Raw genomic sequence first — 12,798 nt, forward strand, 5'->3', positions numbered from 1 at the left:
CGCACCGCGCGGGGCCGGGCGGCCGCCGCCGCGGGACCGCGCGGCCCTGGCGGCATCCGCCCCCGAGGGGCACCATGGCAGACACACCACCCACCGCTCCCGCTGCCGAGGTGACTGACATGGCATCCACGACATGGACCACCACGGGGGTGTTCACGGGCCCCGGAGGCGTGCGCACGGCGGAGGCCGGGACGCTCGCCGGGGAGCTCGCGGTGCGCACCACGTGGGAGTCGCAGCAGGCGCACGTCGCCGTCCAGTACGTGGGGGACACCGAGTGGCACCCGCTGGCCGGCAGCCCCGTGCCCTGCCCCACGCCGGAGGTCTGCCGCACCGTCCACCAGGGGGCGGTGGACGCGGTACGGGCCGGCGGGGCGGTCCCCTTCACGCTCCCGGCGGCCGCCCGGGCCGCGTACGGCGCGCCCACGCAGGCCGGCGGCTGAGCCCGGCTGCCCGCCGGGCCGGCGGGGAGCGCCGCCTCGGCGGCGCGGCGCCGTTCCCGGTCCTCCGCTGCCGGCGGCGGACCTGCGCGGCGATCACCGCCACCTGGGCACCGCGCTTGACGCCCGGCTGCCCTGCAGCCGGGAGGTGTCCGGTACGGCGGCGGCCCGCGCGGTGGCCGGGGCCGTCCGCCGCCCCCGATGCGCACGTCCGCGACCGCCTCGGCGGCGTGGACGGAGCGCGCCGGGCAACGGCACCAGGGCCCGGGTCCTCCGGCGGCTCCGAGGGTGACGACCCCGTCCGGGACGGAGGAGTCGAGCCCCCGGCGGGCACCACCCCCGTCGGCACCGCGCGGCGGATGTCCACGGTGTGGCGGGGTGCAGGCATGGCGGACTCCTTGGTCGTTCCGGTCGGGACCCCGCCGCAGCGCTCTGAGGCGCACGGGACGGCCCTTCCCTCCCACCCCACGACCCGGGCGCCCCGACGCCCAGGCCCCGGCCGGTCGTCAGGCGGGCAGGTCGACCCTCAGGTGGCCCGACAGGGCGCGCAGGAAGTCCGCCGCGTCGAAGAGCCGGCCCGCGGACGCGACGCCCACCGTCCGGGTGCGGCCCGTCAGGATGCGGTCGACGGCCTCCACCACCAGCGGGGCGGTGACGGCGTAGATGTCGGTGCCGCGGGCGACGGCCCGCCGCTGCGTCCCGCCGTACCGCACGGCGACGTCCACCGTGAACGTCTGGTCGGACCGGCCGTCCGCGGACACCGCCGCCGGCGCGGGCGAGTCCGCCGACACGACCTCCCGCGCCGCTCCGACCGTCATGTAGGTGCGGACCTCGGGCACGTCCAGGTGGCTGGGCACGGTCACCACGTCCGCCATGGTGAACTCGGCGATCACCTCCTGCGTCCCGACGGGCGGCGGGAAGTCCCACTGCGCGCTCGCGGGGGCGTCGTGCCGGTACCGCAGCCCGCCCCCGGTGAAGACGACGCGCCCGCCGCCCCGCCGCTCCCGCGAGACGGCGCCCGCCCTGCGGGTTCCCTCGGTGGGGTGCCAGCTGCTGAGCGCGTAGGCGACGTGCACCTCGTCCGCCGAGGTCCGGCCGTCCAGCGCCGCCGTGGCCAGCAGGTCGCCGAGGGCCCCGTAGAAGGCCATCGCCGGGAGGACCACCGTGCCCGCCTGCCGGGCCCGGTCGGCGAAGGCGGTGAACGTGTCGGCGTTGGCCTCGATCTCGGCGGCCACGTCCACGTACGGGATCCCGGCGCGCAGCGCCGCCTCGACCACCGGGGCGGCCGTGTGCGCGAACGGCCCTGCGCAGTTGACCACGGCCGCCGTCCCGGCCAGCGCCCGGTCCAGGGAGGCCGGGTCCTCGACCGCCGCCGGCCGGGCCTCGCAGCCCGTCCCGGCGGCCGCCTCGGCGAGCTTCGCCGCGTCCCGCCCCGACAGCACCGGGAAGAACCCGCGCCGCAGGAGCTCCGCGACCACGAAGCGCCCGGTGTGCCCGTACGCGCCGAACACCGCGACCGTCCGCGCCGATCCCCTCGCCGAACCCATGGCCGATCCCATCGGACACCATCCCCACTCTCGAACGACCGGCCCGCCACTGCGGCGGGCTCCGGCAACACGCCCATCCTCGCCACCGCCCCGGCAGCCCGGCGAGTGTCGGGAACGACACCACCCGTACACTTTCCGACATGACTGCAGTGGCCGTGGCCGTCACCGACGGGATGCTCCACTTCGAAATGGCCCTCGCCCTGGAGGTGTTCGGCTCCGACCTGCGCCACATCGCGGACCCCTGGTACGAGCTCTCCCTGTGCGGCCCCGAGGCCGTCAGTGCGGGCCGGTTCCGCCTGGAGCCGGACGCGGGCCTCGACTCCCTGCCCCGGGCGCACACCGTGATCGTCCCCGGTTGGGCGGACACCGCGGCCGCGCCGCCCGCGGAGCTCGTCGACGCGGTCCGCGCCGCCCACCGGGCGGGCGCGCGCATCGTCTCGCTGTGCACCGGCGCGTACGTCCTCGCCGCAGCCGGCGTGCTGGACGGGCTCCGGGCGACCACGCACTGGGCGCACGCCGCGGACCTGGCCGCCCGCCACCCGCGGGTCACCGTCGACCCGGACGTCCTGTTCGTCGACAACGGCAGCGTCCTCACCTCCGCCGGCAAGGCCGCCGCCATGGACCTGTGCCTGCACCTGGTCCGCCTCGACCACGGCTCGACGGCCGCAAACGCGCTCGCCCGCCGCCTGGTCGTCCCGCCCCAACGTGAGGGCGGCCAGGCCCAGTTCGTGACGACCCCGCTCCCCGAGCCCGGCAGCCACCCGCTCGCCGCACTCTTCCCCTGGGCCCTCCAGCGGCTCGACCGGCCCCTCGGCGTCGAGGACCTCGCCCGGCGGGCCGCGATGAGCTCCCGCCAACTGACCCGCCACTTCCGCGCCGTGACCGGCACCACCCCGCTCCAGTGGCTCCACACCCAGCGGATCCGGCGCGCCCAGGCCCTGTTGGAGACGACCGACGACACCGTCGACGCGATCGCCGCCGCCACCGGCATGGGCACCGCCACCACCCTGCGCCGCCACTTCCAGCGCACCCTGGGTGTCCCCCCGGACACCTACCGGCGCACCTTCCGCCTCCGCCGCCCCGACCTCACCGCCCCGTTCTGAGGGCGGCCTCCTCCCGCGCCGGTGCCGCGCGTACGGCGTCGAGGCACCGCGCGGCCTGCGCACGGCGCCGACCCGGCCCGCGCCTTCCACCTCGTGATCCCCTCCCTGCCGGGATTCGGCTTCTCCACCCCGCTGGCCGGGCCCGGGATGGACGCGGCCCGCACCGCGGCCGTCCTCGACGGGCTCATGCCCCGTCTCGGGTACGGGCGTTACGGAGTCCACGGCTACGACACCGGATCGTGGATCGCGCCGCAGATGGCCGCGCAGCAGCCGGAACGCGTCATCGGCGTCCACGTCAACGCCATGATCACCTTCCCGTGGGGGAGGACGGCGAGCTCGACGGCCTGACCGACTCCGACCGGCGGCGCTGGCAGGCCCTGCAGGATGCCGACGACAGCTACCTCCAGTGCAACTCCCAGCGCCCGCAGACGGTGGCGTACGCCCTCAAGGCCTCGCCCGTCGGCCAACTGGCTTGGATCGCCGAGAGGTTCGAGGAACTCGCCGACCCGGCAGGCGGCGCGTCCGGGGCGGGGACCGACCCGGACCGCCTCCTGGCCACCGCCACCCTGTACTGGCTGACCGGAACCGCCGCTTCGTCGGCCCAGATCTACTACGAGGAGATGACGGCGAAAACCCGGAGCGACACGGGCGGGGAAGGAGGCGGCCGGGACGCGGCCCCCGCGCGGGGGGCGGTCCCCACCGCGGTGCTGCTCTCCGCCCGCGACGTGACCGTCCGCCGCTGGGCGGAACGAGACCACCACGTGACCCGCTGGACCGAACTCGACCGCGGCGGGCACTTCCTCGCCATGGAAGACCCCGCAGCGCTCGTCGCCGACCTGCGCGCATTCTTCGACGGCTTGCGCTGACCGGCTGACCGGACGGGGCCGCCCGGATCAGCCGGAGGCGGGGGGCTCCGTACGCTCCAGCGCCCAGCGGCGCAGGTGCCCGTCTTCGTCCTCGGTGAGCCAGGTGCCGTCGCCCAGGACCGTCACGTCCCTGCCGACGGCGGCCGGGTACGCCAGCCGGCCGAGCGGGCGCAGCGCCGCCGCGTCGACCAGCCAGTGCCGCGTCTGCGGCGGCCCGCCCGCCGGGAACACACGGCCCGGCACGAGGACGTGGCGGCCGTCGAGGACCTCGGCGGAGCGGAACTCGTCCTCTTCCGGGTCGAGGGCCAGCTCCGCCAGGTCGAGCAGGGCGACCCGCCCGCCGGAACCGGTGTCGTACACGGCCAGCTCGTCGCGGTCGTCGTCCGGCCACACGTGCTCGGCGTACCGCTGGGTCAGCGTGCGGGAGCCGGGGAGGAAGCCCGCCAGCGCGTGCATCCACGTACCGCCGACGATGCGGATCCCGTCGTCGGCGTCCGCGGACCCGGTGGGCTCGGCCCACCACGTCGACCAGCTGTGCCAGGCGGTCCAGCACGACACCGCCAGGGCGCCGCCGTCCGGACGCCACCCCAGCACCGCACCCGACGCCAGCGAGCGGAGCTGCTGCCGGCCCACGACCCCGCCGGTCGCCGCGTCCAGGAACAGCAGCCGGTCCCAGACGTAGTTCTGCCCCGGCTCCGCGTCGTACACCAGGGCTGCCTGCGCCGGGTCGGGCTCCGGCGTCGGCACGACGACGCCGACGAGGCGGCCGTCCGGACTGAGCGCCGGCGCGGACCGGGCGCGGGGCGTGCCGTGCCACGGGTCGTGGGCGAACTCCCACCGCGTCCCGCCGTCCGGGCCCACCGCCCGTACGGAGGCCGCGCCGGCCACCAGGAACCCGCCGTCGGGGGTGGCCGCCGCCCGCTCATGCTCCTCCACCCGGAGGGAGGCGACCGGGCCGGCGGCCGCGCCGGCGAGGAACTCCTCCCGGCCGTGCACCTCCAGCAGCCCGCCCGACCGGACGAGGAGCCGCCCTCCGGCGAGCCCCTCGACGGTGCCCCGCGCCCGGACGGTGCCGAGCGGCACCACGTCGATCGGTTCGTTCCCCGCTGTGTCCATCCCCGCATGCTCGCAAGCCGCCCACTCCCGCCGCCAGCGCTTTCCCCGCCGCGCGTCAACCGCGTCCCGCTCCCGTCACCCCCCGACGAGCCGGACCCGTGAACGGCTGCGCAGGGGCCGGTACCCCAACGGCGGCGGGGCGTGCGGGGTGCGGCGGGCGTCGTGCGCGCGGGAGCATGCGCTCCGCCGCGCCGGAGGCGTCCCCGTTCGGTGCCACCATGCGTCGCGAACAGCGGCTTCAGACGACGAGAGGTTGCAGCGTGACACCCCAGGCGACCGGCGCATCCCCCCGGCAGCTCGAAGACGGACGGCGGGAGGACACCCCCGACGCCCACCCCCTCCCCGGGCCCTGCGACACCCCGGCCCTCCCCGAGACGGGTCCCGCCGGCAGCCCCGCGGCCGCCCCGGCGGACGGCGACCTCCTCATCGCCGCCTCCCTCCTCCTCGCCGACGCCGCGCTCGCCGCCCGCCAGGCCGGCGCCCACCTCACCGGAGCCCTGACCGGCGGCGGTTTCGCCCTTCAGGCCCTGCGCCGCCCCGCCTGGGCCGCCGGCACGGCCCTGTCCTGCCTCCGCGCCCTGACCAGCCGGGCCGGTCTCGGCTTCGCCGCCAACGGCGGCGCCGTCGGCGAAGCCGCCCGCATCGCCGGCAACCTGACCCGCCGCCGGCCCGCCGCGGTCGCCATGGCCGTCGACGCCTTCGCCCTGCGCATCGAGGCCGCCACCGCCGCCCACCCCAACCTCGGCTCCTCCCACGCCCGGCGCCTCACCGACGCGCTCGTCGCGGGCGACCGGCTGGAGGCCGTACGCGCCCTCCACGCCCTCGTCGAGCGGCTCGGCGTCACCCGCGCCCTCACCACCATCAGCCCCGTCATCATGGAACTCCTCGCCCTGATCGGCCTGCTGGACGAGAACCCCGTCAACGACAGCTTCTCCTGGGTGACCCTCGCGGGCGGCGTCCCCACCACCGACCCCCTCTTCGGCCTGCCCTGCTCCCTGATCAAGCACCTCAACCCCGGCCCGGGCCGCGCCGAACGCGCCGACCCCGACCCGATCCTCGCCAAGGTCCTCGGCACCTCCCGCAACGACATCGTCAGCTACATCAACGACATCGGCGCCCTCGGCAACCACGGCCTGGTCCTCCTGCGCCGCATCGCCTGCACCGACGGAGCCGTGCGCCACGTGCTGCTGCTCCCCGGCACCAGCTTCGGCCTGCTCAGCAACAGCACCCCGCAGGACCTGGTCGGCGCCTTCGACGGCTGTCTGCGCACCGACACCACCTACACCCGGGCGGCGAAGAAGCTCCTGAAGCGGGCCGGGGTGCCCGCCGGGTCGGAGCTGATGATGGTCGGCCACAGCCTCGGCGGCCTGACCGCGATGAACCTCGCCACCGACCTCGACGTCGCCTCCGAGTACCGCATCACCCACGTCGTCACCCTCGGCTCGCCGATCGACAACAAGCGGCCCGCCGACCACACCACCCGGGTCGTCAGCCTCGTCAACAAGCACGACGTCATCCCCACCCTGGACGGCCGCGGCCCCGCCTCGCCCCATGACGTCCCCGACAGCTGGGTCGAGCTCTCCTGGCTCGACGAGTCCTACGACTACCCGCTCTCGCACGCCCCGCAGGCGTACTCGGACAGCCTGCGCGGCGAACTGGCCCACCACCGGGACCGGGTGAACGCGCTGATCGGCAGCTACGACGGCGAGATCATCGGCAACCAGCCGTACATGCTCCGCGACAGGTGACCGGCTCCGCGCCGGGCCCGGCGCCCCGCCCCGCGCCCGCTCCCGGGCCAGGCGCCGCTCGGGCGCCGGAAGAGGCACCCGCTCGCGCTCGCGCCCCCGGCCCCGCCCCGGAGCACGCCCCCGCCCGCTGCTGCCGCGCCCCCGAGCCCGTCCCCCCGTACGACCCGAGGGAGAACCACCCCCGATGACCACCCCCGCCACCGCCCTGCCGCTGGAGAACGCCGTGTTCAGCGCGGCCCTGCTCGCCCGCCGCCTGCCCTGGTCGGACGCGCCGGCCCGCGCCCTCGGCCTGGACTCCCTCACCTGCGAGGGCGCCGCCCGCGGCGTCCTCGCCCACCTGCGGCGCAGCCGTTCCGGGCGCCCCGTCCGGCTGCGGACCCCGTTCGGCTCGTTCCTCGTCCCGCTCGGGCCGGCCGACACCGCCAGGCTCCTCGCCGCCGGCGCCGCCGCCGGCGCGCTCGCCCCCGCCGTCCGGCTCGACGAGGCCGGGCGCCGGCACGGCCTGCACCCCCACCACCCGCTGCCGTTCCCCGCCCCGCCCGAGGAGGCCCTGCCCGACGCCGCGCTCGCCGGCCCGCTCGCCGGGGAACTCCGCCGGCTGGCCGCCGCCCGCCGCGACGACCACGCCCTGACGTGGGAGGCGTGGCGGCCGGGCCTGCTGCGCGCCGCCCGCCGGGTGGTGGCAGGAGCGGCCGCGGCCGAGGACACACTGCTCGGCGAGATGCTCCGCAGGGCCGCCGAGGCCGCGGGCAGCCACGCCTACGAGTCCCGGGCGGCAGCCGTGCACCGGCGACTCGCCCCCTACCTGGCAGATCCGGACCCCGATTCCCTGGCCGCCTTCCCGGCCCGTCCCGCGACCGGCCCCGCCGTGCCCGCCGCCCGCGCCGAGGACGGCCGCCCGACCGACGCCGGCCGGCCCGAGGAGGCCCTGGCCCACACGCTGGCCGTGGTCTCCGAGGCGGCCGTCACCACGGCCCTCCAGGCGCTGGCCCTCACCGCCGCGGGCATGCCGGGAGCGGCGGGCGGCCCGGCCGCCGCCGTGGCCCTCGCCCTCGACCGCTTCCCGCCGGTCGCCGCCGCCGTGCACCCGGTCCGGTCCCGGTTCGCCTGGGAGGGCCTCGCCGTCGAGGCGGGCACCGAGATCCTGGCCGCTCCCGGCTGGCTGCGCACCGCCACCGACCCCGCCGACGACACGGGGGCGGAACCGCAGCCGCTGCCGGCCGGCGGGCCGTCACCACTGTGCGGATCGCCCACCGGCTGCGCGGCCGCCGCGGTCGCCGTCCGGGTCGCCGAGGCGGTCGTCCGGTTCTTCACCGAGGACGCCGACGCCACACGGCCCGCCCTGCTCGCGCCCGCGCTGACCCCCGACCGGATGCCGCTCACCCTGGCCCCGCACACCGTGCTGCTCGCGTTCCCCGCCGCCGGCGCGCACCCCGCCGCGCCGCCCGCGCGCGCCGACACCCCGGCCTCGTACGCGGCGTCGGCCCGCGCCGGCGCCGACCGCCTCGACCGGCACGCCCGCAGCCTCGCCGCCTGCGCCGCCGACGCCGGCTGGGACGGGAACGAGACCCGCGAGCGCTTCCGGATGCGGCTGCTGGAGCACGCCGACCGGTGCACGCGCGCCGCCTCCGACATCCGCGAGGCCGCCCGCCACCTCGCCGACTGACCGCAGCCGGCCGGCCGGCAGTGCCGGGCGGGCCGGGCGGGCCGGGCGGCCGCCCGGCCGGCCCGTCGGTCCGCCCCGCCCGGCCGCCGCGGCTACCGTACGAGCGCGTCCCGCCGCCCCCGCTCCCGTACGACCATCTCCTGCACGACGCCCTGCACCTCCTCGGCCAGCCGCCGGGCGGCCGCCGAGCGGGCCCCGATACCCCGCGGCCGCTCGGGCGGGGCGATCGGCTCCCCGATGGCGATCAGCCACTTCGCCGGCAGCGGGAAGAACGACGTCAGCGGAAAGGACGGAACGCCGAGGAACTTCGCGAGCGCGGGCAGCTCACCGATCCGCGGGGAGGACTCCTCGGCCCCGATGACGGCGACCGGCACGATCGGAGCCCCCGTGTGCAGGGCGGCCACCGCGAACCCGGGGTTGAACGGCTGGAGCCGGTAGCGCTCGCGGAACGGCTTCTCCAGCCCGGAGACCCCCTCGGGGAACACCGCGATCAGCTCGCGGCCGGCCAGGCGCTCCATGCCGGCCCGGAGGTCGATCGGCACGGCGCCCTTGCGTGCCGCGTACGGCCCCAGCACCGGCAGGTGGAAGACGAACGGCGCGGCCAGCACCTGCAGGGGCCGCCGCAGCGAACGCAGCAGCGCCTTCTGCATGACGAACGCGTCCAGCCCCCAGGCGCCGGAGTGGTTGGCCACGAGCACGGCGGGCCCCTCGGCGGGCACGTTCTCCAGCCCGAACACGTCCAGCCGGAACCAGTCGTCGATGAACCATTCGAGCAGCCGCTCCCAGGCGTTCTCCCCGGCGTCGCCGAGCACCTGCCGGAGGAAGCGGAGCTCGCTCTTCGCGATGTCGACGACGTCGATGATGCTCTCGGACACGGGAACCCTCTTTCTCGAACACTGCCTCCACCACCAACGGCGGCGGAGCCGGTGTGATCACGAGGAGGCCGCGAATCCGGAATTCGGCTCTTGGTTCGACCCTTCCCCTGCGAACGAGGCGCGGTAGGCGCGCGGACTGGTCCCCAGGCGGGACGCGAAGTGCTGCCGCATGGTCACCTCGCTGCCGAACCCGGCCCGCCGGGCCACCTCGGGAACGGGCAGGTCGGTGCGCTCCAGCAGCTTCTGCGCGGCGGCGATGCGGTGCTCCAGGAGCCACCGCAGCGGCGTGGTCCCGGTGGCGGCGGCGAAGTTCCTGGCGAACGAGCGCGGCGACATGCCCGCGCGGGCGGCCAGCGCGGCGACGCCGAGGGGCTCGTCGAGGTGCGCCAGGGCGTACGCCCGTACGTCGGCCAGTGCGTCCGCGCCGCGGTCGGTGCGGGGCGTCGGGCGCTCGACGAACTGGGCCTGGCCGCCCGTCCGGAACGGCGCGGTGACCATCGAGCGGGCGATGGCCGCGGCGGCCTCCGCCCCGTGGGCGGTGCGGACCAGGTGCAGGCACAGGTCGATGCCGGCCGCGGTGCCGGCGGAGGTCCACACGTTGCCGTCCTCGACGAACAGGGCGTCGGGCTCGACCCGCACACGCGGGTGCCTGGCGCGCAGCAGGTCGGCGAGCGCCCAGTGGGTCAGCGCCCGGCGGCCGTCGAGCAGCCCCGCCTGGGCCAGGGTGAACGCGCCCCCGCACAGGGCGGCGATGGCGGTCCCGCGCGCGTGGGCGCGGCGCAGCGCCGCGAGGACGGGTTCGGGCGCCGGCGCGGTGTGCTCGTCCAGGCCGGGGACGAGGACGAGGCGGGCGCGCGGCAGCCAGGCGAGGGTGCGGTCCGGCGTGAGGGCGAGCCCGCCGCGCATGGGCACCGGCTCGGGCCCGGCGGCGACCCGGCGCAGCTCGAAGGCGGGCACGCCGCGGTCGGTGCGGTCCACGCCCCACACCTCCGTGATGACCGAGACGTCGAAGGCGCGGATGCCCGGGAAGGCGAGCAGGGCGATGCGGTGGGCCGGCGCCGGTCGGTTCATGGTGGCAGTAAACCATCGACCGCCGTCTTCCTGCCGTCTGGAAGCGGGCCCGGGGGAGGGGCAGGATGGCGGCATGGAGATCACGGAGAACACAGCCCTGGTCGTGGTGGACGTCCAGAAGGGCTTCGACGACGCGGCCTACTGGGGCCCGCGCAACAACCCGGCGGCCGACGACAACATCGCCGCGCTGATCACGGTCTGGAAGGACACGGGCAGGCCCCTCGTCTTCGTCCGGCACGACTCGGTCAGCCCGGACTCGCCCCTGCGGGCCGGCTCGGCGGGGAACGCCTTCAAGGACTACGTGGAAGCCGGGCGCGGCATCGGCGCGGGCCCCGAGCTGCTCGTCACGAAGTCGGTGAACTCGGCGTTCTACGGCACCCCCGACCTCCACGCCTGGCTCCGGGAGGCCGGCATCACCCGGATCGTGCTGGCCGGCATCCAGACCAACATGTGCGTGGAGACCACCGCCCGCATGGCCGGCAACCTCGGCTACGACGTCCTCTTCGCCCTCGACGCCACCCACACCTTCGACCTGGCCGGCCCGGACGGCCTGCACCTGACGGCGGACGAGCTGGCCCGCGCGACGGCCGTCTCCCTCCACGGCGGCGGCTTCGCCCGCGTGGTCACCACGGCGGCCCTGACGACCGCGGCCCGCACCTGATCCGCTGGCGGGATGCCGCGCGGTGGGTGGCCGGAATTCGCCGCCGTTATGCTGCGAGGTGCTTGGATCTTGTACAACTGCCGTGGTGCGGTTGTCGGACCGGTGCCGGTGACACGAGAACGCGCGGCCGCTCCGCGCAGCGCGTGTCCTCAACCCCATTCAGCCGCGGCTACGGAGGCCCTGTGAGTACCTTGCGTCCAGAACACCCGGGACACGGCCATGGCGCGGTGCCGCCACCGGGCTGCCCTGCGCACGTTCAGGGCGGCTCGGGTATAGCCAGGCTCTACGGCCCCGAGGCGCTGGCGGAACCGTCCGCCTTCTACGAGCAGCTGCGCGCCCGGCACGGCGCCGTCGCGCCCGTGCTCCTGCACGGTGACCTCCCGGCCTGGCTGGTGCTGGGGCACCGCGAGAACCTCGAAGTGATGCGCAAGCCGACCCTGTTCTCGCGCGACTCGCGCCGCTGGACCGCCTTCCAGGAGGGGCGGGTCTCTCCGGACTCGCCCCTGGGCCCGACGGTCGGCTGGCAGCCCATCTGCGTGTTCGCGGACGGCGCGGAGCACGAGCGGCTGCGCGGCGCCGTCACCGACAGCCTCGCGCAGGTCGACCGGCGCGGAATCCGCCGGTACGTCGTGCGGCACACCAAGCAGCTGGTGGACGCGTTCGCCCTGTCCGGTCAGGCCGACCTGGTCGCGCAGTACGCGGAGAAGCTGCCGATGCTCGTCATGTGCCAGCTCCTGGGCATGCCCGACCGGTACGGGCCCCACCTGGTGAGCGCCTGCCTCGACCTGATGAAGGGCAGTCAGACGGCGCTCGCGAGCAACGACTTCCTGGTCGACACCCTGCGCGAACTCGTGCAGCAGAAGAAGGGCTCTCCCGGCCGTGACTTCGCCAGCTGGCTGATCGGCCACGCCTCCAACCTCACCGACGACGAAGTGCTGGAGCACCTGCGGCTCGTCCTCGTCGCGGCCAATGAGACCACGGTCAACCTGATCGCGAACACCCTCCGCATGGTGCTCACGGACCCGCGGTTCCGCGCCAGCCTCGCGGGCGGCCACATGACCCTCCCGGACGCCCTGGAGCAGGTCCTCTGGGACGCGCCGCCCCTGTCGGTCGTCCCCGGACGCTGGGCGACGGGCGACACCGTCCTCGGCGACCAGCCGATCCGACAGGGAGACATGCTGCTCCTCGGGCTCGCGGCCGGCAACGTCGACCCGGACATCCGCTCCGACCTGTCCGTCCCCGTCCACGGCAACCGGTCCCATCTGGCCTTCAGCAGCGGCCCGCACGAGTGCCCCGGCCGGGACATCGGCAGGGCCATCGCGGAAGCCGGCATCGACACGCTCCTCTCCGAACTGCCCGGCCTGGAACTGCGCGTCGCGGCCGACGAGCTGAGCCTGACCACCTCCTGGGTGTCCACCCGCGTGAACTCGCTGCCGGTGCGGTTCCCGCCCCGCCGGGTCACCCTGGCCGACACCGCGCAGCCGGACGCCGCGGCGCACCCGCCGGCTTCCGCCTTCGCCGCCGGCGCGCGGCAGCACGGGCAGCAGCACGGCGGGACGGCCCGTCGCCCCTGGTGGAAGTCCCTGCTCAAACTGAACTGACTGCAGGCGCAGTTGGCGGATGCGGCCACCCGGCGCCGACCGGCGAACAGGCGCCGGTGTTGTGCCGCTCACCCCAAGCCTGGTGGTTTGACCGCCCCCACCTGCAC

General features: G+C 76.3%; 12 protein-coding genes. 8 read left to right on the forward strand and 4 right to left on the reverse strand.

Annotation, left to right across the window (positions count from 1 at the left end; genetic code table 11):
* Positions 1-119 precede the first annotated feature (119 nt).
* Positions 120-440 carry a hypothetical protein gene (locus IE170_RS14745; RefSeq protein WP_189809814.1) on the forward strand — a complete coding sequence of 107 codons (321 nt, stop codon included), beginning with the start codon at positions 120-122 and terminating at the stop codon, positions 438-440.
* A gap of 503 nt (positions 441-943) precedes the next feature.
* On the opposite strand, the gene IE170_RS14750 is transcribed toward IE170_RS14745, so the two are convergent.
* A complete protein-coding gene (locus IE170_RS14750; RefSeq protein ID WP_223856416.1) occupies positions 944-1,984 on the reverse strand; it encodes a saccharopine dehydrogenase NADP-binding domain-containing protein in 1,041 nt (346 codons plus the stop codon).
* 140 nt (positions 1,985-2,124) lie between these two features.
* Here IE170_RS14750 and IE170_RS14755 point away from each other — a divergent pair, with 140 nt between their 5' ends.
* The 3 genes from IE170_RS14755 to IE170_RS32625 all read left to right on the forward strand — a co-directional run bounded on the left by IE170_RS14755 (position 2,125) and on the right by IE170_RS32625 (position 3,953).
* Positions 2,125-3,087 carry a helix-turn-helix domain-containing protein gene (locus tag IE170_RS14755; protein ID WP_189809816.1) on the forward strand — a complete coding sequence of 321 codons (963 nt, stop codon included), beginning with the start codon at positions 2,125-2,127 and terminating at the stop codon, positions 3,085-3,087.
* A gap of 93 nt (positions 3,088-3,180) precedes the next feature.
* Positions 3,181-3,435 carry an alpha/beta fold hydrolase gene (locus tag IE170_RS32620; protein ID WP_229884749.1) on the forward strand — a complete coding sequence of 85 codons (255 nt, stop codon included), beginning with the start codon at positions 3,181-3,183 and terminating at the stop codon, positions 3,433-3,435.
* Positions 3,405-3,953, forward strand: a complete 549-nt coding sequence (locus IE170_RS32625; protein ID WP_223856415.1) for an alpha/beta fold hydrolase — start codon at positions 3,405-3,407, stop codon at positions 3,951-3,953. Before IE170_RS32620 ends, IE170_RS32625 begins: the two co-directional genes overlap by 31 nt.
* A 27-nt stretch (positions 3,954-3,980) precedes the next feature.
* Here IE170_RS32625 and IE170_RS14765 read toward each other — a convergent pair whose 3' ends face one another.
* Positions 3,981-5,069 carry a hypothetical protein gene (locus IE170_RS14765; RefSeq protein WP_189809817.1) on the reverse strand — a complete coding sequence of 363 codons (1,089 nt, stop codon included), beginning with the start codon at positions 5,067-5,069 and terminating at the stop codon, positions 3,981-3,983.
* Positions 5,070-5,329: 260 nt separating this feature from the next.
* On the opposite strand from IE170_RS14765, the gene IE170_RS14770 reads away from it, so the two are divergent.
* Both IE170_RS14770 and IE170_RS14775 read left to right on the forward strand, forming a co-directional pair.
* Positions 5,330-6,817, forward strand: coding sequence for a lipase family protein (locus tag IE170_RS14770; RefSeq protein ID WP_189809818.1), 1,488 nt, complete (start codon positions 5,330-5,332; stop codon positions 6,815-6,817).
* Positions 6,818-7,001: 184 nt separating this feature from the next.
* On the forward strand, positions 7,002-8,483 hold the full coding sequence (locus tag IE170_RS14775) for a hypothetical protein (RefSeq protein ID WP_189809819.1): 1,482 nt from the start codon (positions 7,002-7,004) through the stop codon (positions 8,481-8,483).
* A gap of 92 nt (positions 8,484-8,575) precedes the next feature.
* On the opposite strand, the gene IE170_RS14780 is transcribed toward IE170_RS14775, so the two are convergent.
* Together IE170_RS14780 and IE170_RS14785 are read right to left on the reverse strand one after the other, a co-directional pair.
* The gene (locus IE170_RS14780; protein WP_189809820.1) at positions 8,576-9,358 is read right to left on the reverse strand and encodes a 1-acyl-sn-glycerol-3-phosphate acyltransferase; all 783 of its coding nucleotides are present in this window, start codon (positions 9,356-9,358) and stop codon (positions 8,576-8,578) included.
* A gap of 57 nt (positions 9,359-9,415) precedes the next feature.
* Entirely contained in the window at positions 9,416-10,429 is a 1,014-nt protein-coding gene (locus IE170_RS14785) for a GlxA family transcriptional regulator (protein WP_189809821.1), read from the reverse strand.
* A 73-nt stretch (positions 10,430-10,502) separates the two neighbouring features.
* On the opposite strand from IE170_RS14785, the gene IE170_RS14790 reads away from it, so the two are divergent.
* Entirely contained in the window at positions 10,503-11,090 is a 588-nt protein-coding gene (locus IE170_RS14790; RefSeq protein ID WP_189809822.1) for a cysteine hydrolase family protein, read from the forward strand.
* Between the two features lie 227 nt (positions 11,091-11,317).
* The gene (locus tag IE170_RS14795; protein WP_229884757.1) at positions 11,318-12,691 is read left to right on the forward strand and encodes a cytochrome P450; all 1,374 of its coding nucleotides are present in this window, start codon (positions 11,318-11,320) and stop codon (positions 12,689-12,691) included.
* Positions 12,692-12,798 lie beyond the last annotated feature (107 nt).

The sequence above is a fragment of the Streptomyces toxytricini genome, assembly GCF_014649915.1.
Lineage (GTDB): Bacteria > Actinomycetota > Actinomycetes > Streptomycetales > Streptomycetaceae > Streptomyces > Streptomyces toxytricini.

What these genes read in the sequence shown, in the direction of transcription:
- IE170_RS14745 (WP_189809814.1), top strand. Translation starts at nt 120, where the DNA reads ATGGCATCCACGACATGGACCACCACGGGGGTGTTCACGGGCCCCGGA.
- IE170_RS14750 (WP_223856416.1), bottom strand. Translation starts at nt 1,984, where the DNA reads ATGGGTTCGGCGAGGGGATCGGCGCGGACGGTCGCGGTGTTCGGCGCG.
- IE170_RS14755 (WP_189809816.1), top strand. Translation starts at nt 2,125, where the DNA reads ATGACTGCAGTGGCCGTGGCCGTCACCGACGGGATGCTCCACTTCGAA.
- IE170_RS14765 (WP_189809817.1), bottom strand. Translation starts at nt 5,069, where the DNA reads ATGGACACAGCGGGGAACGAACCGATCGACGTGGTGCCGCTCGGCACC.
- IE170_RS14775 (WP_189809819.1), top strand. Translation starts at nt 7,002, where the DNA reads ATGACCACCCCCGCCACCGCCCTGCCGCTGGAGAACGCCGTGTTCAGC.
- IE170_RS14785 (WP_189809821.1), bottom strand. Translation starts at nt 10,429, where the DNA reads ATGAACCGACCGGCGCCGGCCCACCGCATCGCCCTGCTCGCCTTCCCG.
- IE170_RS14790 (WP_189809822.1), top strand. Translation starts at nt 10,503, where the DNA reads ATGGAGATCACGGAGAACACAGCCCTGGTCGTGGTGGACGTCCAGAAG.